The following is a 24,743-nucleotide window of genomic DNA, read 5'->3' as shown; positions in this document are numbered from 1 at the left end:
ACTAGCAAACTGGCAAAAGAGATTCTAAATCGGGGAAAGGTTCCGTTTTATTGCTCTGCATGGTCAAACATCAGATCTGCCAGAAATGCGGCAAAAAGCGGTTTTATTCCAGCATGGGTAGAAATGACTGTAAAGCCGGCTGACGTTGTTGATGAGATGAATTCATAACTTACAGTATTATCTATTAATAATCGCAGTTTATCGAGGCAAAAGAGATGATAAGAACAGTTGATGATATTGAGGAGAAACAACGAATTACAAAAAGCATTCTTACGGCTCTACCAGAGTGGTTTGGAATTCCAGAATCAACAGAAAACTATATTCGTGAAAGTGCGAATGAAATAATGGTTGCCTCTTTTGAGGGAGAAAAGGAAAATGGTTTTTTGTGTTTAAAGGAAACGGGAAAAGATACCGTTGAAATTGCAGTTATGGGCGTATTGAAGACACATCATCACAAAGGTATTGGCAGATGTATGTTTAACGAGGCAAAGCATATTGCTGTTGAACATGGCTATTCCTTTATTCAGGTTAAGACGGTTCAAATGGGAAAGTATAGGCAATATGATGAAACAAACCATTTTTACCTAAGTCTTGGATTTAAGGAATTTGAACTGATGCCTAATCTATGGGACGAATGGAATCCGTGCCAGATTTATGTTATGTCACTTTGATAATGCTAACACATAATACCGGAAAATAATTGATTTATGCCATGGAGATACAATGCTTTTATACCATTATTTTGATAAGAAAACAGGTCCATTTCGGAATCTGTCGGATCTAAGCGAAGAAGAAGCCAAAAAGTTGCTTCTGACTATAAAGGCTGAAAAGCCTGAAACCATGTGCGCCAAAAGGCAAGACAGTTACATTGCGGATAGAAGGCGGTTCGAAGAGATACTAAGAACCGAGTTCCGGAAAAAGGGCGGGAAGATCGAACGGGAAGCTCTACACATATGACGAGATAATAGGCGTGATTAAAAAATATGGTCTTCCCCAAGACTGGAACCCAGATGGGAAATATGGTCCTGAGAGATATGTCGAAGCTCATGTGTGGAGTGATAGAGGGATAAAAAAAGATGGCAAAGGACAAAATGAAGGCATTGATCATAAATTGCAGCCCTGTTCGCACAGGAGCAACTGCTGAAATAGCCACGCTGGTTTCAGAACAGTTATCAGATAGATACATCGTTAAAAATATTTGTATAGACGATTATTCTTTTGCTTTCTGTAGAGGTTGCCGATCATGCCATAATACAGCGGAATGTGCTATGAGTGATGCGAAGATCATCGAAGATATAATGGATGAGTTTGATGTTGCGGATATTATTATCTCTGTTTCTCCGTCATACTGGGCTGATATCCCCGGGCAGTTTAAGGCATTCATCGACAGATGTACACCTTGGTGCAATACACATGAACCCCATGCGTCTATTAAGCCCGGAAAGAAGGGATATGCCATTGCTCTGAGAACTGGTCCTAATATGCCTGAATGTGAGAAAATCATCGGCAGCATAGAACATTTTTATGGTCATTTGGAAATAGAGAGTGTGGGGCACCTTGGGCTTACATCTATCGAATATAAAGTGGATGTGGAACCAAGAAAACAGGAAATCATAGAATTCTGTAGGAATATTTAGCCCGGCAGATTATGGAGAGAAACGTATGGGAGCTTTAATCATTTGGCTTGTAATAATGGTTCCAGTCAGTGCATTACTTACAGGACTTGGAATCTTTGCCTGGAAAAGGCAGAAACCCATGTGGTTTTGGTCGGGGCAGACAGTTGAAGAAGATGAGATAGCCGATGTAAAGGCATACAACAGAGCTAACGGCATAATGTGGATTGTATTTTCTTTATTTATGTGGATTTCTACGTTTATGGCATTCTTTAGCATGAAGCTGGCAGGGATAGTAATGCTAGTTGGATGTATCCTCTGCGTGCCTGTACTGCCTTTTGTTTATAGCAGAATATATAAGAGGTACAACAACTGAAAGGATTTTATTTATGAAATCTTTTATAAAACTTACAGACTTCAAGAAAAGTGAATTATTTGAGATTTTCAAGATTGCTGATTCTATAGAGCAGTATGAGGGCTTCTTAAAAGGAAAGACTATCGTTATGTTCTTTCCATCATCCAGCATAAGAACCAGAGTGTCTTTTGAAAAGGGTATTTTTCTTCTCGGTGGGCAATCCATATTATTTGATCCTGCAACGTTAGATAAAAAGGAAGATATTAGGGATGTTTGCGGATATCTGCAAAATTGGGCTGATGCTGTTATAGTCCGTTACCCAGATATTACTATGCTTGATAAAATGGCTGCAGCTATGACAATACCAGTTATAAATGCACTGACAAATGATAACCATCCTTGTGAAATGATGTCTGATTTATATGCACTCTCAAAAGTCAGAGCTGATTACCTTAAGGATGAGTATTTGTTTGTTGGGGCAGATGGAAATATAGGGAGAGCCTGGAAAGAAGCTTCAGAGGCACTCGGATTTTCATTAACTCAGAGTAGTCCTGCAAAGTATCAAATCTCTGGAGTTGCTTGTAATGATAACTTGAAGAATGCGCTTGAAGGTAAAGATATTATTTGTACGGATTCCATTCCTTCAAACATGATAGGGGAATTTAAAGATTATCAGATTTCTAAAGACTTGATGGGAGTAGCAAATAAAGGCGCTATCCTAAATCCATGTCCGCCATTTAATAGAGGCGAAGAAGTAACAGAAGATGTAATTGATTCTGATTACTTTGTGGGATATGGGTTTAAACAGAGTTTATTAAAAGTGCAGCAGGCAATTTTAATCTATTGCTTATCAGATTAAGGGATATGCTAAAGCTCTTACACGATTGTTAATAGAAAAAGCAGAGCATGAAGGTAAAGGTGCAGACAGATTCAGCGGGACTAAATGAAAAAAGCCCGGCTTGCGCTGGGCTTTTACATAAATGGTTTAACTGATCATTAGTGCCATAGGAACGATGCCACTGTAGGTATTTCCTTCATAGTAGGCATCGACTATATGAGATACTACACCGAAGTACTGTCTGATGTTTTCCTCTGTAATAACATCGCAGGTGCGACCAAAAAGGTAGGAGTCTTTGCCAAGGAGAAGAGTTTTATCTGAACAGCGAAGCGCATGATCTGGATAGTGAGTATTGATTATAATAGAAAGATTCTCTTTCGCAAGTGCCTCAATTGTTTGGATAACAATCATTTGATTCTTCATATCCAGCCCTGACTCTGGTTCATCCATGATAAGCAATTTCGGATTTTTGATAAGGGCTCTTGCGATGAGAACCATCTGTAATTGTCCACCACTTAGAGTATTACATGACTGATCTGCCAAATCCTCAATTCCAAATTTTTTAAGAAGGGCGTATGCTTTTTCATAATCTTCTTTTTTGGGAGTTCTTCCAATGCCTATGTCCTGGGAGAGTCCCATAACGACCATGTTTATAGCACTGTAGCCGAATACAAGCTTTTTTGCCTGAGGAACATAGCTGATATTTTTCCAAAACATAGAAGGACTCATTTTGGAAACTGGCTTATTAAATAGTTCTACATTTCCTTTTTTTAGTGAAAGGAAATTCATAAGGCACCTTAAAAGAGTGGTTTTACCTACTCCATTAGGTCCCAAAATGGCCAAAACCTCGCCTTCTTCTATTGAAAAAGAAAGGTCATCGAACAACATTTTTCCTTTTTTGGAATAAGTGAATCCTATATTATCTGCATTAAGCATCCCATGAACCTCCTGTTCTTCTTAACATAAGGGCAAAAATAGGTGCTCCAATAAGCGCTGTCAGGATTGAAAGCGGTATTTCTGCGGCAGTTAAGCTTCTGGCGCATGTATCTATTATGATCATATAAGCTGCACCTGTGAGAATACTCATTGGAAGAAGCTGTCGATGGTCATTTCCAACCAGCATTCTGGTAAGATGTGGCACCGCAAGACCTACGAATGAAATAACTCCGCACATAGAAACCACAGATGCGGCTATGACTGTTGTGGCAATGATTACGACCAGTCTTGTTGCTTTAATGTTAATACCAAGGGATTTGGCTTCATCTTCAGATAAAGATATAACGTTCAATCTCCATCTGAACAGCCATAAAACAAATGTAGCACCGCCGATTAGCGGAAGGGCAGTTATAACGTCGGACATTGAAGCGCCAGCCATGCTTCCCATCAGCCAGTAAGTAATTGATGGTAATTTTTGCTCCGGATCAGCAATGTATTTGATAAAAGATGTTAATGCTTCAAATACAGAACCTACAACTATTCCGGACAACACCAGCATCAAAGTGCTACTTGTACCTTTTTTTCTGCTTATTCCATATGTAAGTGCCATGCCTATAAATCCAAAGACCATCGAAAATGTTTCAACATAAGCAAAATGAGAGAATAACAAAATGCCTAAAGCAGCTCCAAATCCGGCGCTGTATGACACTCCAAGTACATGTGTACTCACAAGTGGATTCCCAAACATAGCCTGAAGTGCAACGCCAGAAACTGTGAGACCGGAACCAACTATAAATGCAATAAGCACTCGTGGTATACGGACACCCCACATGAGGGTTTCAAGCATTGGATCATTTTTCTGACCAGAAATTAAATATAACAGTACATCATAGGCAGATATTGTATATCTGCCTATGCATAATGCTGAGATTATTATCAGAAAAAGACTTATAATACCTATGAAAAAGATAATCTTAAATCTTTTGCTATTCATGTGTTACTTCCCTGATTTGGTGGCATTCCAGCTTGTGCCCTTGGCAGCCTCAGGTGAAGCGTCAAGAATACCTTGTGCCTGCTCGTCAGTTACGTCATAATCATAGAATTCCTTGTAGTAATCTTTAATTTCGGTAATCATGTCATAATCGAAAATTTCAGGGTGCAATGTCTGAGCCATCCATTTAACCATGAGTGGGGTATCTCCACATGGAACGTACCAGCGGTATACTCCTAATGGCTCTTTGTATACTTTACCATTTTTGACAGCAGAAACCTGTGACCAGTCTTGGCCGTCAATGGTATTATTATAAAGATCTTCCGGCATTGTTTCTGTAAAAGTGGTTAGAATAATAATGTCTGGATCCCATTCGTAGATTTGCTCCATATTTACATCTCCGAAATTCTCAATCTCTTTTGCAACGTTATTACCACCAGCTGCCTCAATCCAATATCCACCATAGAAGCCTGAGCCTGATGCTGAAATCTGTTCGCTGCTGTGATTATAAAGGTATAATACCTTTGGCTTTTCTTCGTCAGTCAGAGAAGATGTTTTCTCATTTACTTCAGCTAAAGCATCATTTGCGTATTGAATAACTTTATCTGTGTTTCCGGTTGTTCCAAAGAGCTGGCCCATGATATCAACCCATGTCTGAAGAGTTGCAACAACATCGCCACCTTCCTCGCCAAATACACCTACAGCAGGAATGTTAACTGATTTAAGCGCCTCATACTGATTCTCATATTCGCCCCAGTAAATAACTACATCTGGATCAATCTTTAAGAGTTCTTCAACGTTGATGTCCTGGCCTTCAACAAAATTGTCAGCTATTCCAACCAGATCAGGATACATTGATCCCATTATGCTGTTTTCAATAGCACTGGTAGAACCCGGATGAACACCTTTCAGGTTTTCGATTGGTGCGCCTGTGATTGCGTAGATGCTGGGAAGTGGAAGAGCGGTAAGTACAACACTGTCGATATCTCCATCAATTGTAACTTCTCTTCCGTTCATGTCTGTTACTGTTATGCTATCAGCAGATTCAGTTTCAGCTGTATCTGCTGATTCTGTGGATTCTACAGTTGCAGCGCTGTCTTCTTCAGGTACTTCTGAAGAAGCAGATGTCTCATTTGTGACTTCACTGGTGGCATTACTTCCACAGCCGTTAAGCGCCAGTACTCCGGCTGCGATTAATGATAGGTAAACATTTTTTTTCATACAGTTCTCCTCATGTATATTATTTTGTTTTATATAATCAAAAAGAGCTAAGGCGCGTGCTAAAGCATTTGCCAAAAAGAGGCTCTCTTTTATCAAAATACACATCCCCGGATATTGCGTATTGCGGGATGGGGACAAATATTCTATCTGATGAATTGTTAATTAACTGTTTCATCAGAGGGTCGGCAATTATTACATCATATTTATCATTGTTGATTTCAGCCTGTATCATCTGCTCATCAGGAAGATATATAGATGAATCAGATGGTAAGTCTTTATCCATACCATAGATACAGCCGATTGTAGTTTGGCAGTCGCTACCAATAGCGTACTTGATAGACTGTCCAATTACCTGATCTCCGATAAAAAGGATATTAGAATTAGAGATGTTACTGCCGGATCCGTTTGTATGTGGTGCGTCCCATAGGAATGCAGAAACTTTGGACTCAAGGACCTGCTCCACCTGGTTTAAATATGCATCGGTTGTATTATCGCCAAATGGAAATCCGCATAAATAGGGAATTCCATATCTCTTTTCCATGTACTTTGCTACCAAATATCCTGAGTGGGAGATAGCAAGATTAATATCTGAGTATCTGGATTCTTTTAACTGATCCAGACTGTAATCATCACCAAGTCTCATAGTGCAGGTTAAGCCATGTTTTTCCATAAAAGATTGTAGACTTCGGATGTCCTCGGTACACTCGTAATCAAGAGGTGTTGCACCAAGTATGTTAAAGCTTTTTTTTGACGTATCTAATCCTGCTTTGCCTTTGCCATAGAATGAATCTATTTTTTCAAAAAGAGCTTTTGATGCTTTTAAAACACCGATATTGTAGTAATCTGTACCCGTTGTTTCTATGCCAATAGCAGGTATTCCGGTTTCATTTTCAATCTCAGTGGCAAGACCTTTTAAGTCCATTCCGATAACCATTGGAACAGGACTTCCAACTAGTGCAATTATTTCAGGATTCAAAGTTTCAATCGCTTCAATGACATTTCTCTTTAATTTGTCATCATTGCCCATTATCACGTCGATCATGCGAAGAGCAGAGCAAAAAACAGTCGCAGATGAGCCATACCATCTGGGTTCATCGTGTCCGGTGTAATTTCCGGTGCAGCCTCCGGCATCATGCATTACTGTAAGCGCGTTCAGATCAAATAATATTGAGCCCGCTCCGGAATAGTCAGGAGAAAACGGGGCTAAATACATACATAACTGTGCCATTTATACCACCAATCCATATTCGTTTATTAGTTGTTTTAAATCTCTGGGTTTCTTGTATGCTTCCTGTAATCGTGTCATCAGAGTAACAACACCGTCATAGCCAAACATCTTAAGGTCAGAAAAAAGATCTGCAATGTAGATAGAGTCTGCCATGTATGCAGCCTGAATACCGATAGAAATGCTTTCTTTTTTCCTATGATCAAAAAGTACCGCATTGTGCGAATCCGGTCTGAACAATTCTACTTCCGGATGATGTTCCATAAGCCATTCCATGTGTGACCTGTCACTGGAATTAATGCATTCTGCTTCAATTCTGATAACATTGAACCCATATTTTATAAGCGCCATGGCCATCCCAAAAGGCTGAGATGTTGCGGATGAGTCAACTATAATAGGATAATTACCAATGATTTCCAATGTCTTTTGAATTGCCTGTTCAGCTTTTTTTCTGTTCTCAGAGAAGTCAATGCTGGCATCAATATGCAGAAAGTCCTTTATTTTTTGATAGTCTGCATCTATTTCACTCAGGTCATAAGTAACCGGAATCTCTAAATACGGAATGTTAAAGCACTTTTCCATTTCCTTGGCGGCAATGATTCCAAGCGGAGTAAGAACAAGATTTAGTTTTGAAAAAGCCATTTCTGTAAACTTTCCAAAAGAGCTGTAGTTTGAAACATGTCGTAGCCTGGCAAGACTATGAAGTTCGCAGGTTTCAGGGAGAGGTTCGTATGCACCAAGTATATTGACAAAGGAGTCCTTTTCGATATCCCTGATACTAATTCCGTTGTTCTTGTAATGTGTTGCTATTGTTCTGTATATATCTCGTTGAATAGCCAGGGCTGGTGGTTCATTTGTATTAGTTTTAATAGGATTCATGTGCGAGGATTGGAATACAATACCAGGGAATCTGGCTGTCAATTCTTCCTTAAGCGCGTCATGATCAGTTCCAATAAGGTCATCTATGCAGGTAAAAATCATCATGATGACCTTGGGCTTTTTATTCTGATTGCTCAGTACCTTTTCTATGGCATCTCCAATCAGATGGTCATATCCGCCCACAATATCGCTTTGACTCAGGTATAGATAAAAAATGCGATCTTTATATCCGTTTTTCATAGCGCCAAGAGCACCGTGGCGTCCGCAGGCAGATGGTCCTACAAAAAGCTCAATACTCTCAGGAACCATGAGTCCCATGCGGCATATGCCATAGTCACCTTTACTTGGAGCGTCGTAGTGTAAACCGCCTTCACATAAGCACTGCATTTTCGGTCACCTCCAGAACTTTTTTTGCAAGTTCCTTGTATTTACCCGCCATTTCGCAATCGGGAAAAGCTTCAATTACTGTTTTTCCTTCGTTTTCAGCAAGCTGAACAGCTTTGTTTCTCGGAACAATATATAGAACTTCTGTATCATTTTCCTTTGCGGCCTTTGCTACAGTTTCGTCTTCATTTTCAACATTTCTTGAATTCTGAATATAACCTGCCAGGTGGGCATATCCTCTTTTTCCGAAATTCCGTATTGCGTGGGATATGTTGTCTGCAGCAAAAAGAGCCATCATCTCACCTGAAGTAACAATGATCACCTGGTCTGCATATCCGCCTCTAATTGGCATAGCAAAACCACCGCAGACGACATCGCCAAGAACATCAAAAAGTACAATATCAGGCTCAAAAACTTCATAGGCATGAAGTTCTTCAAGTTTTTCAAAGGCTGTTATAATTCCACGACCAGCACATCCGATTCCTGGAGTTGGACCACCTGATTCTACGCAGATAACATCGCCATAGCCTTCAAATGTTATATCTTCAAGCGATAAACTCTCGCCTTTCCTTGAAATCTGATCAAGCACGGTTGGTATTCTCTGTCCGTGCATTAGATTTTTGGTCGAATCCGCTTTGGGATCACAACCAATCTGCATTACTTTAAATCCCATCTGAGAAAGAGCAGCAGAAAGATTTGATGTTGTGGTGGATTTACCGATTCCACCTTTTCCGTAAATAGCAATTTTTTTCATAGTCATCCCCTAATGATTGTGCAAACCGCGAAAAATAGCACAATGTATAATTATGCGTTAGCGTATGCTAACTTGAATTGAAATTTTATGCGAAGAATACTCAATTGTCAAATAAATAAATGACAAAGTTTATCAATAGGTATAGAAGTGGAAGTACATAATCAAAAAAACAAACACATTTTTTTCCAAAAAGGAAAAAATCCTCAAGCTAACTTGAATTGATTGGGAGCATTTACAAAATTAAAATTTGGATAACGCAGTAGAAAGGAGATGGGGATATGGCATTAACGCTCGAAGGTAGAACAATGATAATAACGGGTGGAGCCGGTAATAATGGGACAGCGATTGTAAAGATGGCCTTAAAAAACGGAATGAATGTGGCGCTCATGAGCGGCTTTCACTCTAAGGCTCAGGAAGCAATCAAAAGAATACTGGCAGATAACCCGGAATATGAAGGGCGGGTCATTGGATTTGCCCAGAATCCGCAGGCAAAGCTGGAATGGAATATGGAAGCAGCTCCTGATATATACAAGCCGGATTCCAAAATGGCTGATGTTCATAAATGGATTTACGAAAAGTTTGGAAGCATCGATGTAGTTGTCAATGCTAAAGGCGGTCACATCAGATACACGATGGACGAGACGGACAAAAAAATATGGGCTCATTCAATGGAGGTTGTAGAATCAGCGTTTGTAAATGTCAAACTTGCGCTTCCATATCTCAAAGAGAGCAAAGCGCCGAGAATCATCAATATCACAAGCTGTGACGGAAGACATGGGGGTTGGAAAAATGATCCATCTTTTGCAGCTGCAAGAGGTGGATTGGAAGCACTCACTTATGAAATGGCAAAAGAGCTTGGCCCATATGGAATTACAAGTAACTGCGTGCTTTTGGGACATTTTGAGAAGGATGTTCCCGATGAAGATAAGCTTGATGATGCAACAAGAGAAAAGCTCATAGCCAATACACCACTTGGAAGATTGGGCGAGCCTAAAGACGTTCCAGCTGTGGTTGAATTTTTGGCAAGTGAAGAGGCAGGTTTTGTCAACGGGGCAAGAATCGATTTAAACGGTGGTTTTATCATCGGATGATAAACAGGAGGGAAAACAATTGAAGATAATTACTAATGATGGAATTCCGTACATTCAGGTACCTGAACTGTCTGATGAAGAAAAAGCACTTCCTTCATCAAAATACTATACAGATTATAAACTATATCCACCAACACCTATACAACAACAAATATTGGATGCAGGTCCAATGAAAGTTGAGGATGCCATACCTGTTGAACATTGGCTTGATTGGTTATCCCCAACAGGATACCCAAGGGTTGTTTATGGATATACCATGATGCCGGATGGAAGTGGATTCTATATTGAATATTCTGTTACTTCTCCAACATGGAAAGGTGCATGGAGGAGGTGGTACGGAAAATGGTACAACCAGTATTCCAAGAATATGCCTAGAGGTAAAGGAAATCTAAGATATAAAATCTGGAATCCATTGGATCACTGGGATCACAGGTTTGTTAATGGAAAAGATGATGCTGATGGCGTTTGGTCGCTTGAGACCTTGGATCTTGGGGAAAACGGGGATGCAAGTAAGGGAATGCCTGCTGTTTCACACAAGATCGAGCTGACGGAATATGGCTTAACTAAGGAAAAGGAAGCGGAGTTGGAAGCGGCTGACTGCAGAGTAGAAGCAGTGTGGGAAGAATTTGATGAGCCGGGGCACCATCTGGTCCTTAGATTCTCGAGACCTTGCCCTCTGGGCGGAAGAGAAAGCATAAATTGCGAACGGATGGGATATTGGCCTGTAAATGGCAAGATAATCAGGGATGAACAGACAAAGGTGGATGAGAAGTATCTGCATGATGTCCTGGTGCACAATACACTGGAAAGAGCCCATTTGGCGTCTGTTTTGCCAGATTTATATGAAGAATACTCTCAGCTGCCGATGGATGCTGATTAAGTGAGGAGGAGAAAAATGGCACGACCAATGAGCGCTGAGAAGCAACAGCGTATGATGAATGAGAAAATGTCAACGTTGATACCTGCTATGGCGGTACCAACTATCGTGGCACAGCTCATTACAACGATTTATAACCTTGTAGATACTTTTTTTGTAAGCACGTTGGGGACTAATGCTACCGCGGCGGTTGGCGTTAACAGTTCTTTGGAAAGGCTCATAACACTTATTGGTTCACTTATCGGAGCAGGTGCATGCAGCTATATTGCAAGACTGTTAGGGGCAAAAAGAAAGGAGGATGCAGACAGAGTCCTGTCCACATCTTTCTTCACAGGATTGGGACTGGGTATCCTTCTTATGGTAATAGGCAAAATCACAATCCAAAACCTGGTCTACGTTCTTGGAGCTACAGAGGAGTGTGCAACATTTTCAATGCAGTATGCAAACTATGTCTTGTATGCCGCTCCGTTCATGATTGGTAGTTTTATTTTGAATATGTGTTTAAGGTCTGAAGGAAGCTCTACCTACGCAATGATCGGAATAGGGTTTGGCGGAATACTGAATTGCTTTTTGGATCCTCTATTTATCTATACTTTCGGCTTAGGAGTAGCCGGGGCTTCCATGGCAACAGCTATTTCCAAAACAATCAGTTTTATAATCCTTCTGGTGCCATATCTTAGAAAAAAGAGTGCAGTTGAAATAGCAATAAGGAAATTTAAGTACGTACTGGCTGATGTGAAGGATGTTTTATCCATTGGCTCGGCATCTTTTTTGAGATCTGCGTGTTCAGTAATTGCTTCAGTTCTTATCAACAGAGTTGCAGGAAGTTATTCAACATCAGCATTGGCGGCACTTTCAGTCTCTAACAGAGTCATGGAATTCCCATTCGCTATCATTTTAGGATTTGGACAGGGATATCAGCCTGTTGCAGGCTTCAACTGGGGAGCGAAGCAATATGACAGAGTAAAAAAGAGTCTGGATTTTTCTTTGATAGTTTCAATAATAGGCGCAGTAGTCATAGGCGCTGTAATAGCGCTTTCAGCAAATCCAATCGTGCATATATTCAACAAAGAAGCAGACGCAGCTGTACTTGAACTGGGTGTTTTCTGCATAAGGCTTCAATGTGTAGCGCTTTTTGCTCATGCCTGGAATTCAATTATCAACATGTTCTATGCAGGTATAGGAAAAGCCAGATATGCACTTATGATGAGTACTGCAAGGCAGGGTTACCTTTTTATACCTACAGCCCTAATACTCCCGCTAATATTTGGGGTTATGGGAGTGGCATCTGCTCAGGCTGTAACGGATTTTATAACGCTTGTTATTTCTGTTCCTTTGACTATTAAGGCATATAAAATCATCAGACATCCAGAATAAGTTTTCTCTTTGGAGAACTTAAAATAGACAACAAAGTTGAAAGGAGAAGGTATGAAAAAAAGAAGTGTTTTAGGTGTTGTTGCGGCCGGAGTATTGGTTGGAACTTTTGTTTTTGGGGCAACGGGGTGCTCATCAGAGTCTTCTTCGGCAGCGCAACCGCAGACTGAAGAAAATGCAGTAACTGCGGCTTCTGATGAAGCATCAGCCGCAGTTACTAAAGAGGCAAGTGCAGAGCAGGAAGAAAAAAAGGAAACCGTGGAAAATTCAGAAGAAAAAGCAAATGTAAAAGTTTATAGCATAACCAGAAGCTATGGCGATGGCGAAAAAGTATGTAATGTTGTGCTTGAGTTTGAAGACAATGTGGACGTATCCGGTATAAGCGAAGACAGCTTTGAAGTTGTAGACAGGACTATCACAGGAGTTCACACCAATAACGAAATAGCTGCAACAGACACAAACGTAGAAGGAAAGTATGTAGTTATTGATCTTGAAATTCAGCCGGCGACACTTAACGACCAGTACGCTACTGATGGCAGACCTGTTCATGATGTTCCAATTGAGGACTCCAAGGTCATTATAAAAAAGGACGTTTCTCTTTCAAATGGAACCTTAATTGCGGCAGGGGATGCTGTCTATGAAACAGATGCCGGAGATGGCGGAATAATGGGAAATGATGCTATTAAGACTTTGGATCTTGATAAGTTTGAGGATAATCATTTCTATAATGATCCACTTACAGGAACTGTCCTTCATTACAATCTGTATAAGCCGGAAGGTTATGAGGAATCCGGTGAAAAATACCCACTGGTTCTTTTTATTCCTGATGCAGGGGCTGTCAGCTCTGACTGGGAGAGAGTAATCAATCAGGGTAATGGTGGTACAGTATGGGCACAGGATGACTGGCAGGCAGAAAATCCATGCTTCATAGTTACCATGATCTATGAGGATAAGTATATTAACGACTATTGGGAGTACTATGATGGATATCTATATGGAACGATCAATCTTTTGAAGCAGCTTATCCAGGATTATCCGATAGATGACAACAGGGTTTACTCAACAGGTCAGTCTATGGGATGCATGGCTACGATGGTAATGATGCGGGAAGAACCCGGCCTTATCGATGCAGGATACCTTATGGCAGGTCAATGGGATCCGGAAGATATCAAGGATATCTACAATGAGAATATACTGTTCCTAGTTTCAGAAGATGATCCTGCAGACGGAAAACTTACTGCTGATGAAGAGATGTGGAAGAGCATGGGTGCAGTCACAGCAGATAGCAAGATCAGTGTACTTAATACCGAAGAAGAAAGAGCACAGATAGTAGAAAATCTAGTATCGCAGGAGGCCAATATGTATTTCCTTAGAATTGCTTCCGGCGAAGGCTCTTTAAATGGTGATGGAAGTGCCGCCAATGGCAGCCACAGAATGACATGGAGACTTGGCTATGATCTCCCCGGAGTAAAAGAATGGCTCTTTTCACAGGGAAAATAAATTGGTAATATAAAACTGTTAACTTAAACTCTTACAAGTTCAAGGACGGTGCTGATATGGAAGGATATACTGCTAGTTTTGTTAGACTTTCAAAATGGGTTCCCGGCGTACTATATGAGCCGGATAAAGAAAATCCTAAGCAAAGAATAGGAATTCTTGTGATGCATATGGATGAGGATTATCTTTCCTTTGTCAGCGGTCCTGAACTTGCTAAACGCGGATATACAGTTCTTTGCGCAAATCCCATCACAAAAGAGGGGTTTGTCTATGGCCAGCCTGAAAAAACCAAGAGTGTTGAGATTGCCTTTAATTACCTAAAAAGGAGACCAAAGGTTGAGAAAGTGATCCTCCTAGGCCACAGTAGCGGTGGCACGCTTATGTCTGGGTATCAGGCCATTGCAGAAAATGGTTCTGATATATTCAAGGAACCGGATTATATTTATCCTTATCCCTATGATGAGAGTTTTGTCCCTGCTGATGGGATCATGTTTCTTGATTCCAATTATGGCAACGCTGTAATGCAGTTATTTAGTATTGATCCGGCTATTGATGATGAAAATAGCGGAATGTTGGTAAATGAGCAACTTGATCTCTTTAGTGAAAAAAATGGTTTTAAGCCTGAAGGATGTACTTACCCGAGGGATTTTGTCAAAAAATACCAGAAGGAGCAGAGTGCAAAGAATTGCAGGCTTATTGATTATGCTTTGAACAGACAGCTTCTTATAGAACATGGAAAAGGGGCTTATCTTGACGATGAACCTCTGATAATACCTGGAGGAGCGGGAAAATTTATCAATAACAAGCTATATGCCCAGGACATCTCTCTTATGTCAACTACAAGGGGCGAGTATGAGCTTTTACACGGCGATGGAAGCAGAACCAGAGAAAAGATATGCTCTCGTCGCAGACCAAGAAATTTTCAATCCATGTCCCCTTATTATTGGGAGGGAACAAGGGCTGTGTCAGTGCGCACTTTTCTAAGTACCTTTGCAATTCGAACAGAAAAGGATTATGGCTTTGATGAAGACCATGTATGGGGCATTGAATGGAATTCCACATATAACTGTGTGCCGGGAAATGTATCGCACATTAAGGCACCCACACTTATTGTGGGAATGACCTCCGGCTGGGAGTTTCTTGCCAGTGAAGCTATTTATGAAAATAGCACTAGTGAGGACAAAACGATTGCTTTTGTAGAGGGAGCCAGACATAATTTCAGCCCGGCAAAAGAGATGGAAAAAGAACCGGGAGAGTTTGGTGATACTGTAAAAACACTCCACGACTATGTTGATGAATGGCTTAGTAGTGGAAGATTTTAAGCGTTGGTTGTCTCAATCATGTAGTGGAGAAATTGTGTCGCGGATGAAGTAGACAGTTTGCGACGATAAACCATATAAATGTATGAACGGGTGGTTGGACTGATGTCGACCACCCTTATATTGTCTATGTCTTTAGGTACATGAAGTCTGTTAAGCACAGCAATTCCCCTTTTAGCAGCCACAAATCTTACCATTGTTGCTGTGAAAAGAGATTCAGAAACAATCTCAGGTGAGAAATTAAACTCTTCACAGAGCTTGTTGAATTTCAAGGTATCTTCATGAGGATTCTCATTATTACTGATGTGAATAATGAATTTTTCGTCTTTTAACTGATCAAGTGTAAGAGACGAGTAGGATGCAAGAGGATGATCAGCAGGGAGAACCACTGCAAGGTGATCTGATTTATAGATCATTTTATTAAAGTTTTCATCTGGTATTTCTTCGTCAAAAAGAAATGCAAAATCACACTTTCTGTTTCGTAAAAGTTCTAGTGGGTGACCACTTTCTATAGTCTTGAGATTAATATCCGGATATCTAATTGAAAAATCAGAAATAGTATTAACGAGGCCGTATTGTCCAATCATTGGCATATATGCGACGGTAAATTCGTTTTTGGATACTTCGCTTAACTCTTCTAAGGCTCGGAGGGATTCTTCATGTTCAGCAACAATTTTTTGCGCATAAGGATAATACGTTTTGCTGAATTTGTTGAGCTTTACAGAGCGCGTAGATCTGTCGAAGAGCGAAACCCCAAGCTCTTCTTCGAGTTTGTGTATATGCTTGGTTAAAGATGACTGTGACAAGTTCATATCTGCAGCAGTTTCCTGAAAATTGCAGGATTCCACAAGGGCTATAAATTCTTTCAAAATTGCGATTTCCATGATCGCCTCCTAAATCTACCTCGTATTTTTAATTTTGAATTATACAGTAGAAAAAGTAAATAATGCAATTCCCTTTTTGGTGAAAATATATATAAAGACTGATGTTTGAGACTATTTCCATTTTGGAAAATGTCACAAATGAAAACGAATTGATTGAGACTTTTTTGGCAAATATAATCAAAGGCAACAAAATGAAATGCGATCATATTCGCAAGAAGGTTAAACGGAGGGAAAACTTATGAGAAAAAAACTATTAACTACGCTTTTAGCGATAGCTATGACGGCTTCATTGGTAGCGGGCTGTGGAAGTCAGAGCACTTCCGATGGGGAAACCGTTTCATCTGACACTGCTACAACAAGTAGTGGAGGAGCATCTGCTGATGCAGGCACAAAGGCTGAAGTTAGCGAAGCTGCGACTAAGGTAGATAAGGTAGTTGTAGCTGTTGATGATGATTCTTTTACAATCGCACCTTGGGGAAGTGAAGGTTCTGTCAGAGACTGGACTGAACATACAATTTGGGCACATCTGTGCTACAGACCATTTGTTGGGGCAATGCTTTCAAGCGGAGAGCTTCAGATGAACGCTGCAAAGTCTGTAGAAAAGGTTGATGATCTCACCTACAATGTAGAGATTTATGACAATATCAAAGATAGTCAGGGAAATGCCATTACTGCTGAAGATGTTGTATTTAGCTATGACAAGCTCCTTGAACTTGGATTTGTATCTGAGATTTCTGTTTATTATGACAGCGCAGAGGCAACAGGTGATTATACTCTTACACTTAAGCTCAAGGACGGATCCGAAGGCGCTATTGAAGCGGTGTTGTGCGACTGCTCAATTGTAAGCAAAGACTGGTATGAGAAGGCAAGCGATGATGAGATCAATTCAAATCCTGCTACTACAGGCGCTTACACAGTTTCAAACGTACAGGCCGGCTCTTCAGTCACACTTAACGCAAACGCAGACTACTGGAAGAATTCAGATAAGGCTGATGTAGAAGTTCAGAACGTGGATGTGATTGAGATCAGATGTATAACTGAGGCATCATCAAGAGCTATTGCCCTTGAAAATGGAGAAGTTGATATGGCAGAGGTTTCATCTGATGATGTTGGAAGATTTGAAGGAAATAGCGATTACAACGTTACAAAGTATTTCAATGCCATGACACAGTATCTTATTTTTAACTGTTCAGATAACAGTGTATGTTCTGACGTTAATGTAAGAAAAGCTATTGCATATGGTTTTGATGCCTATAACATGTCACTTTCAGCAGGAGATTGCGTTATAAGCCATGATGTTGCTCCAAATCTTGGTCCTGACTATGTACAGGCTTGGGATTCACAGAGCTATTTTGATTATGATCTTGATGCTGCAAAGGGATATTTGGAAGCAGCAGGATATAGTGAAAGCAATCCTCTTGAGGTCAGCATTCTTGTAACTTCTCAGGCTCCTCAACAGCCTTATGTAGCACTTCAGGCTATGCTTGCTGAAGTCGGCATCACATTAAATATTGATGGGCAGGACAGAGCAGCCAGACAGGCAGTTCAGAACGATCAGACAGCTTGGGATATCTCTGAATATTCAAACCAGGTAGTCGATTTTACAACAACATATTGGAATGATCTTTTTGGTGGAAGTAACAATCAGTGCTTTGTTCAGGATGATAAGTTGCAGGAACTTCTTCAGAATGCAATTGCTGACAGAAGCGAAGAGAACATGAATGCATTCCATGACTATGTTGTGGATCAGGCATACATAGTTGGTGCTTACACAGAGAACAAGTCTATTGTTACAACATCAGGAATCACCAATATTTCACTTGAAAAATTGAATCCTGTGCTCAATGCAATGACATTTACATCAGATTATGAATCAGTAGACAAATAAAGGAATAAAGGTTTATGGCTAAGTATGTTATTAAGAGACTTATAATTATGATCCCTACTCTTATAGCAGTCGGAATAATAATGTTCACCCTAATGAACTTTGTTCCTGGTGACCCCGCCCAGCTTGCGCTGGGCTCAGGGGTTCACTCAGCAGCAGAAATTGAGGCTAAAAGAGTGGCTTTAGGGCTCGACAGACCTTTCTTAGTAAGGCTGGGAGAGTATGTTTATAATATTTTTTTCCACTTTGATTTTGGAAAATCTTTGGTGGATGGAACAGATATAAAATGGGAACTTATGAAGCGATTCCCACACACTGCCAAGATAGCGTTTTTTAGCATTATCCTTACAGTGATCGTAGGACTCCCGTTGGGAATATATACGGCAGTACATGCTAACTCAATAGGAGACAGGATATCGCTGTTTGTAACATTATTATTTGACTGTATGCCCAGCTTTTGGACTGCATTATTGCTGGTACTATTCTTTTCGCTAAAACTTGGATGGCTTCCTTCTTCTGGTAGTAAGTCTTTGATCTACTTCATTCTTCCCACTATTGCAAATTCATTAGGAGGTTTAGCTGGTTTTACCAGACAGGTAAGAGCTAGCATGCTTGAAGTAGTTAGTTCAGATTATGTTACTACAGCAAGATCAAAAGGATTACCTGAAAAAGAAGTAATTTATGGGCATGCACTTCCAAATGCATTGATTCCAATCCTTACTGTAATTGGAATGCGTTTTGGCTCAATGCTTGGTGGAGCGACAATTATCGAAGTTGTCTTCTCTATTCCGGGAATTGGTCAATACCTTGTAAATAGTATAAATAACAGAGATTACAACGCATGCACCGGCGGAATAATATTTATAGCATTTACGTTTGCGCTCATCATGCTTCTCACTGATCTTTTGTACGCTTTTGCAGATCCAAGAATAAAAGCACAGTATGTATCTGCAAATAAAAAGAAGGGGAAATGATATGGCTGAAGAATTGAATAAAATGAGGCATGGTCATAAGCACGACCATGAACATGGGAAAAATCATACAAAAAAGAAAAAACATTATCATATCGATGCAAGCATAAAACCCGGATCATTTAAGTATGTATGGGCCAGCATATCACATAATAAAGGCGCCGTATTCGGGATGATATTTATAGCATTTGTAGTAATAATGTCACTTACATCACAGTATTTTTGCAAGTATACATATAATGCAACAGATTTTGCTGCCATGAAAAGTTGGCCAACGCTAGATCATTGGTTTGGAACCGATGATCTTGGAAGAGATATTTTTTCAAGGGTATTATATGGCGCTAGATACACTTTGGTAATCGGACTTCTTTCAACTGTCCTTTCTGCAATCATTGGTATTGTAATGGGTGCAGTAGCAGGATATTTCGGAGGGACTATAGATTCCTGCCTCATGAGATTTCTCGATATTTTCCAGGCTTTTCCGTCACTGGTTCTTGCAATGGCATTTTGTGCTGTGTTTGGAACAGGCGTGGATAAGTGCATCTTGGCCCTTGGTATTACCGGTGTTCCGGGCTTTGCAAGACTTATGAGGGCAAACATTCTAAGAATCAGAAACATGGAATATATCGAGTCAGCAACAACTGTAAACTGTCCCACCTGGAGGATTATTGCCAAGCACATAATTCCCAATGCAATTTCTCCAATAATTGTTGAAATAGCAATGAGCGTTAGCAGAAATGGTCTTGCGTCTTCTTCTCTGAGCTTTTTGGGACTTGGTGTACAGGAGCCAAAGCCGGAGTGGGGACAGATGCTCGCAAGTACAAGAAATTATATAAGAGATTTTCCTTATATGGTTGTAATTCCGGGAATTTTCATTGTGTTAACGGTATTAAGCTTTAATCTTTTGGGAGATGCTTTCCGTGATGCACTTGATCCAAATTTTAAAGATTGATGAGGCACCATTATGGCAGATGATAACAAGAATTTTTTTGAAATAAAGAATTTAACAGTGAAATATCACTCAGGCAATAGCATTATACATGCGGTCAATGATGTTTCATTAGACTTAAAGCCCGGAGAGACACTTGGACTTGTTGGAGAGACAGGTGCTGGAAAAACTACTATTGCTAAGTCTGTTCTCAGAATTTTGCCTGAGAATTCAGTTGAAAGCATAGATGGAGAAATCTTTTTTGAGGGAAAAAACATTCTTAAGATGTCTGACAAGGAGCTCCAGGCTTTGCGAGGAAAATCAATTTCCATGATATTTCAGGATCCTATGACTGCTCTAAATCCGGTAAAAACAGTGGTTTCGCAGATTGCTGAAGGATATAAGCAGCACCATAACTGTTCATCCTCTGATGCAAGAAAAAGAGCCATAGAGATGCTGGAAATGGTTGGCATTGGGGCTGACAGGGCAGATGAGTACCCCCATCAGTTTTCGGGAGGAATGAAGCAAAGAGTAGTAATTGCCTTAGCGCTGGCGTGTTCACCTAAGCTTCTTTTAGCAGATGAGCCTACTACAGCCCTTGATGTAACTATTCAGGCACAGGTACTTGAACTGATCAAAAGCCTCAGGGATAAACTGGGGACAGCGATGATACTCATTACCCATGACCTGGGGGTTGTTGCAGAAGTTTGCGATAAGGTAGCAGTTATATATGCAGGACGAATTGTTGAAAGCGGAACCTTAGAAGATATCTATGATAATCCATCACACCCATACACAAAAGGTTTGTTCGCAGCTTTGCCGGATCTTGAGGTGGATGTTGACAGATTGTCTCCTATTGAAGGACTTCCACCTGATCCTTCTGTTATCAGAGATACCTGTGATTTCAAGGAAAGATGTCCATATGCCTGCCATGGTTGTGATAAATATGACAACCAGATGATTGAGGTATCAAAGGGACATTTCTCCAGATGCTATCGAAACAAAGACAAGGAGGAGCGGGTAAATGTCGACAATACTTGAAACGCAAAATTTAAAAAAATATTTTAAGAGCGGCGCAGGAATGGTCCATGCAGTAGATGATATCAGCTTCTCCATTGAAAAAGGAGAGACAGTCGGCCTTGTTGGAGAGTCTGGATGCGGTAAGTCAACGCTTGGACGGACACTGATTCACTTAAACGAGAGTACAGATGGAAAAATCCTTTTTGATGGAAAAGATATAACAAAGTTAAGCAATAGGGAAATGACAGATTTCAGAAAGAACGTACAGATGATCTTTCAGGATCCTTATTCTTCACTGGATCCCAGACAGACAATAGCAGATATCATAAAAGAGCCGCTGGTACTGGCAGGATGGGATAAAAACAGATCTGAACACAAGACAAAAGAACTCATGGATATTGTAGGAATAGAGAAAAGGCTGAGAATGTCTTATCCTAATGAGCTGGATGGCGGAAGAAGGCAGAGAGTTGGCATAGCAAGGGCACTTGCCTTAAATCCCAAATTCATTGTGTGCGATGAACCGGTTTCAGCGTTAGACGTATCAATTCAGGCTCAGATTCTTAACCTGCTCATGGATCTTCAGAGGGATATGGGATTGACATATCTTTTTATTACACATGATATGTCTGTAGTAAAGCATATATCTAATCAGATATGCGTTATGTATTTGGGACAGATGGTGGAAAAATGCGACAGGGATGAGCTTTTTAAGTATCCATTACATCCATATACAAAAGCGTTACTATCAGCAATTCCAACAACCAATATCCATAATCGCAAGAAAAGGATAATTCTTAAGGGAGAGATAAAATCTCCGATTAATCCTGCACCAGGGTGCAGATTTGCCGGAAGATGCCCTTATGCGGATGAAAGCTGTAAGCACCCGGTTGGACTTACCGAGGTAAAACCCGGCCATTTCGTTGCATGCTGCAAGTGTAAGGAAATTAACAATCTTTGATAAATGGTGAAGCCTATGAAGACGATAAGAGAAAGCTTTGAAGAGTATTATGCTCCGGTTGAAGTGGAAAAGCATGGAAAAAAAGGCATTAGAATTCAATACGAGTATATTGGCCCCAAGTACTATTTTGGTAAAAGAGACAGCGATATGAAGGCGTTTAAAAGGATTTCGGGATTATTAACGGCTTTGGCTGTGGCAGTATACTTTACCGTAGGACTTGTATATTCTCCCGTAAATTATCAGGGGCATGCTTGGATATTTGCTGCATTAGCGCTTATCCCCATAGTGTTTCAGCTTGCGGGAATGATAGAGCTTTTTGCTACAGGAGATTATTTAACAGAGCTTAACTTTCATGGCGTTCGGGGAAAGCTGATGATTGCACCGTCTTTATCATCACTTTGTCTGTTCGTAGGGGTTGCCTTAGGGGTGGAAGAGATTGTCAAGTGGAATTATCCGTCCTATTCGATTACAGTCGTGGCCGGATTTCTGATAGCAGGAATAATTGAAATTATCCTATCTGTATATATAGGCAGAGTTCCATTTTACAAAAGATAATTAATATCCATTTGGAGAAAATATATGTATGAAGTTAAAGATACTTTTATAAATCTTGGGAAAAGAATGCCGGGACTTTTATATGAACCGGTTGGAATGGATGACAAAACGCTAAATACAATTCTTGTTATGCATTCAAATGAAGACTATCTTACATTTCCAATTGGTAAGCAGATGGCTCAAAGAGGTTTTAGAGTACTTTGTGCCAACGTTATGAATATGGAAGGTTTCTTTTTTACCCAGATTGAGAAGATGCAGGCAGTTAAAAATGCTATTGAGTTTTTGAGAAATAAAAAGAATATTGGAAAAATAATACTGATGGGACATAGTGGCGGAGCAACGCTCATGACTGCATATCAGGCCATAGCAGAAAACGGGGCTAAGATATTTCAAAACGAAAATGTTATTTACCCCTACCCTGATAACGATGTCCTCCCTCCGGCAGATGGAATAATGCTTCTTGATGCGAATTGGGGAAACGCTGCAATGCAGCTTTTTAGCCTGGACCCCGCAGTGGAGGATGAAACCACAGGGAAAATCAGAAATCCGGAATATGATCTTTTTTTAAGGGAGAACGGATTTGATGAAAACGGCTCTCTTTTTTCAGAAGAATTTGTCAAAAAGTTTCAGAAAAAACAAAGCGAGAGGAATCAGAAAATACTAGAATACGCGCTTAAAAGACTGGAAAAGATAGAAAATGGGGAGGGGCTGTATGAAGATGATGAACCCTTTGTTGTTCCAGGCGCTGATCAGGTCTTTTTTAATAATAAGCTATATGCACAGGATATAAGATTAATGGCACGCACTAAGAATGAACATAAACTCATTCACGGAGATGGCAGTATTACCACGGAGATAGTAAGGAGCGTAAGAGGACCGGAAAATCCACGGTGCCTTACGGGAAAGCTCAGGGACGGGGCTCATATAATGACCATAAGAACTTATTTATCTTCGTATGCTGTAAGGACCAATGATGAGTATGGATATAACGACCAGGAGGTGTATGGAATTGATTGGAAATCCTCATACAGCTGCCCTCCGGGAAATGTTACCTATATACATGTGCCACTTTTGGTTATGGGAATGACAGCAGGCTGGGAATATTTGGCATCAGAAACAATTTATGATATGGCAGCTTCCGAAGATAAAGACATTGCTTTTGTGGAAGGTGCAACCCATGTATTCAGGCCAGATCATTCAAAGGAAAAATATGAAGGGCAGTTCGGAGACACAGAGAATAATCTGTATAACTACGTTGCTGACTGGATAAATAAAGATAACAGGTTTTAAGAGAGGAGAAATATATGTTTGTAGAAGTTGATAAGGAAATAATTGAGACTGACGATCCCAGTATAATCAAGGTAAGGCAAAAGCTTTTCCCTGAAGAGGAAAAGATGCCTCTTGCCAAGTATTTTTATAAGTATCCGTTGCATTATCCTTCACCAATGGAGATGCAGATCATAAATACTATGAATCCAATACCTGTCGAGGATGCAATTGCTCCGGAAAACTTCATGTCATTACTTAAGCCCTACGGCTATGATAAGTTTGAGCTTGGATACTGCATGTTCCCAGATGGTTCAGGGTATGTAGCCACCTACAGAGTAAGACCACCACATATTACTGCAGAGATGGAGCGTTGGTACAGGAACTGGAGAAACTTAAAATCCAAAAGTATGGTTCCCGGTCATGGAAATCTCAGATATAAGATATGGAATTATGCTGATCACTTTGATCACTATTATTGCAACTGGAAGAATGGCTCACTTGGCATTCATACTACTGAGAGCCTTGATCTTGGACAGGGAGAAAGAATGTATGATACAATTCGACATGAATTCCCGTTAAAAGACTTTGGAATGACTGATGAATGGATGAAAGAGCTTAAGGATGCCGGTTGCCAGCTAACAGACCATGGCTCCTTTGAAACCTTTGATGAGCCTGGATCTCATTTATGCCTTAGCTATTCAAGACCTTGTCCTCAGGGTGGAGTAGAGACAAGAAGCAGAGAATGGATTGGCTGGAGACCTGAAAACGGTAAACTTGTAAGAGTTCCTGAGACCTACTGCACAGAGGAATATCTTAAGAAAGTAGTTATCCATACTCTGGTTGAGTGGGAGCATTTGTACACATTTCTTCCGGAACTATACGCTGAGTATAAAGATCAGCCCCTTGATGCAGACTAAGT

The 24,743-nt window shown here is 40.3% G+C and carries 25 protein-coding genes; 18 read left to right on the top strand and 7 right to left on the bottom strand.

The window, feature by feature from the left end; genetic code table 11:
• Positions 1–215 precede the first annotated feature (215 nt).
• The 5 genes from E7303_RS13120 to E7303_RS13100 all read left to right on the top strand — a co-directional run bounded on the left by E7303_RS13120 (position 216) and on the right by E7303_RS13100 (position 2,827).
• The gene (locus E7303_RS13120) at positions 216–671 is read left to right on the top strand and encodes a GNAT family N-acetyltransferase (protein ID WP_292145796.1); all 456 of its coding nucleotides are present in this window, start codon (positions 216–218) and stop codon (positions 669–671) included.
• A gap of 52 nt (positions 672–723) precedes the next feature.
• Positions 724–957, top strand: a complete 234-nt coding sequence (locus tag E7303_RS13115) for a hypothetical protein (RefSeq protein WP_292145795.1) — start codon at positions 724–726, stop codon at positions 955–957.
• A gap of 119 nt (positions 958–1,076) precedes the next feature.
• Positions 1,077–1,637, top strand: a complete 561-nt coding sequence (locus E7303_RS13110) for a flavodoxin family protein (RefSeq protein WP_330601683.1) — start codon at positions 1,077–1,079, stop codon at positions 1,635–1,637.
• A 25-nt stretch (positions 1,638–1,662) separates the two neighbouring features.
• Positions 1,663–1,989 carry a hypothetical protein gene (locus E7303_RS13105; RefSeq protein ID WP_292145794.1) on the top strand — a complete coding sequence of 109 codons (327 nt, stop codon included), beginning with the start codon at positions 1,663–1,665 and terminating at the stop codon, positions 1,987–1,989.
• Positions 1,990–2,002: 13 nt separating this feature from the next.
• Positions 2,003–2,827 carry an ornithine carbamoyltransferase gene (locus E7303_RS13100; RefSeq protein ID WP_292145793.1) on the top strand — a complete coding sequence of 275 codons (825 nt, stop codon included), beginning with the start codon at positions 2,003–2,005 and terminating at the stop codon, positions 2,825–2,827.
• 126 nt (positions 2,828–2,953) lie between these two features.
• On the opposite strand, the gene E7303_RS13095 is transcribed toward E7303_RS13100, so the two are convergent.
• From E7303_RS13095 to E7303_RS13070, 6 genes are read right to left on the bottom strand one after another with little or no spacing between them, the layout of a single operon-like run.
• Positions 2,954–3,742 carry an ABC transporter ATP-binding protein gene (locus E7303_RS13095; protein ID WP_292145792.1) on the bottom strand — a complete coding sequence of 263 codons (789 nt, stop codon included), beginning with the start codon at positions 3,740–3,742 and terminating at the stop codon, positions 2,954–2,956.
• Positions 3,735–4,736 carry a FecCD family ABC transporter permease gene (locus E7303_RS13090; protein WP_292145791.1) on the bottom strand — a complete coding sequence of 334 codons (1,002 nt, stop codon included), beginning with the start codon at positions 4,734–4,736 and terminating at the stop codon, positions 3,735–3,737. Before E7303_RS13090 ends, E7303_RS13095 begins: the two co-directional genes overlap by 8 nt.
• A 3-nt stretch (positions 4,737–4,739) precedes the next feature.
• Positions 4,740–5,954, bottom strand: a complete 1,215-nt coding sequence (locus E7303_RS13085; RefSeq protein ID WP_292145790.1) for an ABC transporter substrate-binding protein — start codon at positions 5,952–5,954, stop codon at positions 4,740–4,742.
• 37 nt (positions 5,955–5,991) lie between these two features.
• The gene (locus tag E7303_RS13080) at positions 5,992–7,182 is read right to left on the bottom strand and encodes a nitrogenase component 1 (protein WP_292145789.1); all 1,191 of its coding nucleotides are present in this window, start codon (positions 7,180–7,182) and stop codon (positions 5,992–5,994) included.
• Positions 7,183–8,445 carry a nitrogenase component 1 gene (locus E7303_RS13075; RefSeq protein ID WP_292145788.1) on the bottom strand — a complete coding sequence of 421 codons (1,263 nt, stop codon included), beginning with the start codon at positions 8,443–8,445 and terminating at the stop codon, positions 7,183–7,185.
• Positions 8,429–9,196 carry a nitrogenase iron protein NifH gene (locus tag E7303_RS13070; protein WP_292145787.1) on the bottom strand — a complete coding sequence of 256 codons (768 nt, stop codon included), beginning with the start codon at positions 9,194–9,196 and terminating at the stop codon, positions 8,429–8,431. The genes E7303_RS13075 and E7303_RS13070 overlap by 17 nt, the downstream gene beginning before the upstream one ends.
• A gap of 278 nt (positions 9,197–9,474) precedes the next feature.
• On the opposite strand from E7303_RS13070, the gene E7303_RS13065 reads away from it, so the two are divergent.
• From E7303_RS13065 to E7303_RS13045, 5 genes are read left to right on the top strand one after another with little or no spacing between them, the layout of a single operon-like run.
• Positions 9,475–10,287, top strand: a complete 813-nt coding sequence (locus E7303_RS13065) for an SDR family NAD(P)-dependent oxidoreductase (RefSeq protein ID WP_292145786.1) — start codon at positions 9,475–9,477, stop codon at positions 10,285–10,287.
• Between the two features lie 19 nt (positions 10,288–10,306).
• Positions 10,307–11,167, top strand: a complete 861-nt coding sequence (locus E7303_RS13060) for a DAPG hydrolase family protein (protein WP_292145785.1) — start codon at positions 10,307–10,309, stop codon at positions 11,165–11,167.
• A 15-nt stretch (positions 11,168–11,182) separates the two neighbouring features.
• A complete protein-coding gene (locus E7303_RS13055; RefSeq protein WP_292145783.1) occupies positions 11,183–12,541 on the top strand; it encodes an MATE family efflux transporter in 1,359 nt (452 codons plus the stop codon).
• Positions 12,542–12,592: 51 nt separating this feature from the next.
• A complete protein-coding gene (locus E7303_RS13050) occupies positions 12,593–14,038 on the top strand; it encodes a hypothetical protein (RefSeq protein WP_292145782.1) in 1,446 nt (481 codons plus the stop codon).
• Between the two features lie 56 nt (positions 14,039–14,094).
• A complete protein-coding gene (locus tag E7303_RS13045; protein ID WP_292145781.1) occupies positions 14,095–15,357 on the top strand; it encodes an alpha/beta hydrolase family protein in 1,263 nt (420 codons plus the stop codon).
• Here E7303_RS13045 and E7303_RS13040 read toward each other — a convergent pair.
• Positions 15,354–16,238 (bottom strand): LysR family transcriptional regulator, encoded by an 885-nt coding sequence (locus E7303_RS13040; RefSeq protein WP_292145779.1) that lies wholly within the window; start codon positions 16,236–16,238, stop codon positions 15,354–15,356. The genes E7303_RS13045 and E7303_RS13040 overlap by 4 nt on opposite strands.
• A 238-nt stretch (positions 16,239–16,476) precedes the next feature.
• Here E7303_RS13040 and E7303_RS13035 point away from each other — a divergent pair, with 238 nt between their 5' ends.
• Genes E7303_RS13035 through E7303_RS13000 form a run of 8 tightly spaced genes read left to right on the top strand, consistent with a single transcriptional unit; the run spans position 16,477 to position 24,741 of the window.
• A complete protein-coding gene (locus tag E7303_RS13035; protein ID WP_292145778.1) occupies positions 16,477–18,126 on the top strand; it encodes an ABC transporter substrate-binding protein in 1,650 nt (549 codons plus the stop codon).
• 14 nt (positions 18,127–18,140) lie between these two features.
• A complete protein-coding gene (locus tag E7303_RS13030; RefSeq protein ID WP_292145777.1) occupies positions 18,141–19,097 on the top strand; it encodes an ABC transporter permease in 957 nt (318 codons plus the stop codon).
• 1 nt (position 19,098) lies between these two features.
• Positions 19,099–20,046, top strand: coding sequence for an ABC transporter permease (locus E7303_RS13025; RefSeq protein WP_292145776.1), 948 nt, complete (start codon positions 19,099–19,101; stop codon positions 20,044–20,046).
• A 12-nt stretch (positions 20,047–20,058) separates the two neighbouring features.
• Positions 20,059–21,063 carry an ABC transporter ATP-binding protein gene (locus tag E7303_RS13020; protein ID WP_292145775.1) on the top strand — a complete coding sequence of 335 codons (1,005 nt, stop codon included), beginning with the start codon at positions 20,059–20,061 and terminating at the stop codon, positions 21,061–21,063.
• Positions 21,047–22,000: an ABC transporter ATP-binding protein gene (locus tag E7303_RS13015; protein ID WP_292145774.1), complete on the top strand. Its 954-nt coding sequence runs from the start codon at positions 21,047–21,049 to the stop codon at positions 21,998–22,000. Before E7303_RS13020 ends, E7303_RS13015 begins: the two co-directional genes overlap by 17 nt.
• Before the next feature lie 15 nt (positions 22,001–22,015).
• Positions 22,016–22,555, top strand: a complete 540-nt coding sequence (locus tag E7303_RS13010; protein ID WP_292145772.1) for a hypothetical protein — start codon at positions 22,016–22,018, stop codon at positions 22,553–22,555.
• Between the two features lie 24 nt (positions 22,556–22,579).
• On the top strand, positions 22,580–23,845 hold the full coding sequence (locus E7303_RS13005; RefSeq protein WP_292145771.1) for an alpha/beta hydrolase family protein: 1,266 nt from the start codon (positions 22,580–22,582) through the stop codon (positions 23,843–23,845).
• A 14-nt stretch (positions 23,846–23,859) separates the two neighbouring features.
• The gene (locus tag E7303_RS13000) at positions 23,860–24,741 is read left to right on the top strand and encodes a DAPG hydrolase family protein (protein WP_292145770.1); all 882 of its coding nucleotides are present in this window, start codon (positions 23,860–23,862) and stop codon (positions 24,739–24,741) included.
• The last annotated feature ends 2 nt before the right edge of the window (positions 24,742–24,743 follow it).

The organism is Butyrivibrio sp. (genome assembly GCF_015056685.1).
Classification (GTDB): domain Bacteria; phylum Bacillota; class Clostridia; order Lachnospirales; family Lachnospiraceae; genus Butyrivibrio.
The sequence above is the reverse complement of the archived record's forward strand: the minus strand, read 5'-3'. Positions and strand labels throughout refer to the sequence as shown.

Coding starts and splice junctions, on each gene's coding strand:
- E7303_RS13120 (WP_292145796.1), top strand. CDS start 216: ATGATAAGAACAGTTGATGATATTGAGGAGAAACAACGAATTACAAAA.
- E7303_RS13115 (WP_292145795.1), top strand. CDS start 724: ATGCTTTTATACCATTATTTTGATAAGAAAACAGGTCCATTTCGGAAT.
- E7303_RS13110 (WP_330601683.1), top strand. CDS start 1,077: ATGGCAAAGGACAAAATGAAGGCATTGATCATAAATTGCAGCCCTGTT.
- E7303_RS13105 (WP_292145794.1), top strand. CDS start 1,663: ATGGGAGCTTTAATCATTTGGCTTGTAATAATGGTTCCAGTCAGTGCA.
- E7303_RS13100 (WP_292145793.1), top strand. CDS start 2,003: ATGAAATCTTTTATAAAACTTACAGACTTCAAGAAAAGTGAATTATTT.
- E7303_RS13095 (WP_292145792.1), bottom strand. CDS start 3,742: ATGCTTAATGCAGATAATATAGGATTCACTTATTCCAAAAAAGGAAAA.
- E7303_RS13090 (WP_292145791.1), bottom strand. CDS start 4,736: ATGAATAGCAAAAGATTTAAGATTATCTTTTTCATAGGTATTATAAGT.
- E7303_RS13085 (WP_292145790.1), bottom strand. CDS start 5,954: ATGAAAAAAAATGTTTACCTATCATTAATCGCAGCCGGAGTACTGGCG.
- E7303_RS13080 (WP_292145789.1), bottom strand. CDS start 7,182: ATGGCACAGTTATGTATGTATTTAGCCCCGTTTTCTCCTGACTATTCC.
- E7303_RS13075 (WP_292145788.1), bottom strand. CDS start 8,445: ATGCAGTGCTTATGTGAAGGCGGTTTACACTACGACGCTCCAAGTAAA.
- E7303_RS13070 (WP_292145787.1), bottom strand. CDS start 9,196: ATGAAAAAAATTGCTATTTACGGAAAAGGTGGAATCGGTAAATCCACC.
- E7303_RS13065 (WP_292145786.1), top strand. CDS start 9,475: ATGGCATTAACGCTCGAAGGTAGAACAATGATAATAACGGGTGGAGCC.
- E7303_RS13055 (WP_292145783.1), top strand. CDS start 11,183: ATGGCACGACCAATGAGCGCTGAGAAGCAACAGCGTATGATGAATGAG.
- E7303_RS13050 (WP_292145782.1), top strand. CDS start 12,593: ATGAAAAAAAGAAGTGTTTTAGGTGTTGTTGCGGCCGGAGTATTGGTT.
- E7303_RS13045 (WP_292145781.1), top strand. CDS start 14,095: ATGGAAGGATATACTGCTAGTTTTGTTAGACTTTCAAAATGGGTTCCC.
- E7303_RS13040 (WP_292145779.1), bottom strand. CDS start 16,238: ATGGAAATCGCAATTTTGAAAGAATTTATAGCCCTTGTGGAATCCTGC.
- E7303_RS13035 (WP_292145778.1), top strand. CDS start 16,477: ATGAGAAAAAAACTATTAACTACGCTTTTAGCGATAGCTATGACGGCT.
- E7303_RS13030 (WP_292145777.1), top strand. CDS start 18,141: ATGGCTAAGTATGTTATTAAGAGACTTATAATTATGATCCCTACTCTT.
- E7303_RS13025 (WP_292145776.1), top strand. CDS start 19,099: ATGGCTGAAGAATTGAATAAAATGAGGCATGGTCATAAGCACGACCAT.
- E7303_RS13020 (WP_292145775.1), top strand. CDS start 20,059: ATGGCAGATGATAACAAGAATTTTTTTGAAATAAAGAATTTAACAGTG.
- E7303_RS13015 (WP_292145774.1), top strand. CDS start 21,047: ATGTCGACAATACTTGAAACGCAAAATTTAAAAAAATATTTTAAGAGC.
- E7303_RS13010 (WP_292145772.1), top strand. CDS start 22,016: ATGAAGACGATAAGAGAAAGCTTTGAAGAGTATTATGCTCCGGTTGAA.
- E7303_RS13005 (WP_292145771.1), top strand. CDS start 22,580: ATGTATGAAGTTAAAGATACTTTTATAAATCTTGGGAAAAGAATGCCG.
- E7303_RS13000 (WP_292145770.1), top strand. CDS start 23,860: ATGTTTGTAGAAGTTGATAAGGAAATAATTGAGACTGACGATCCCAGT.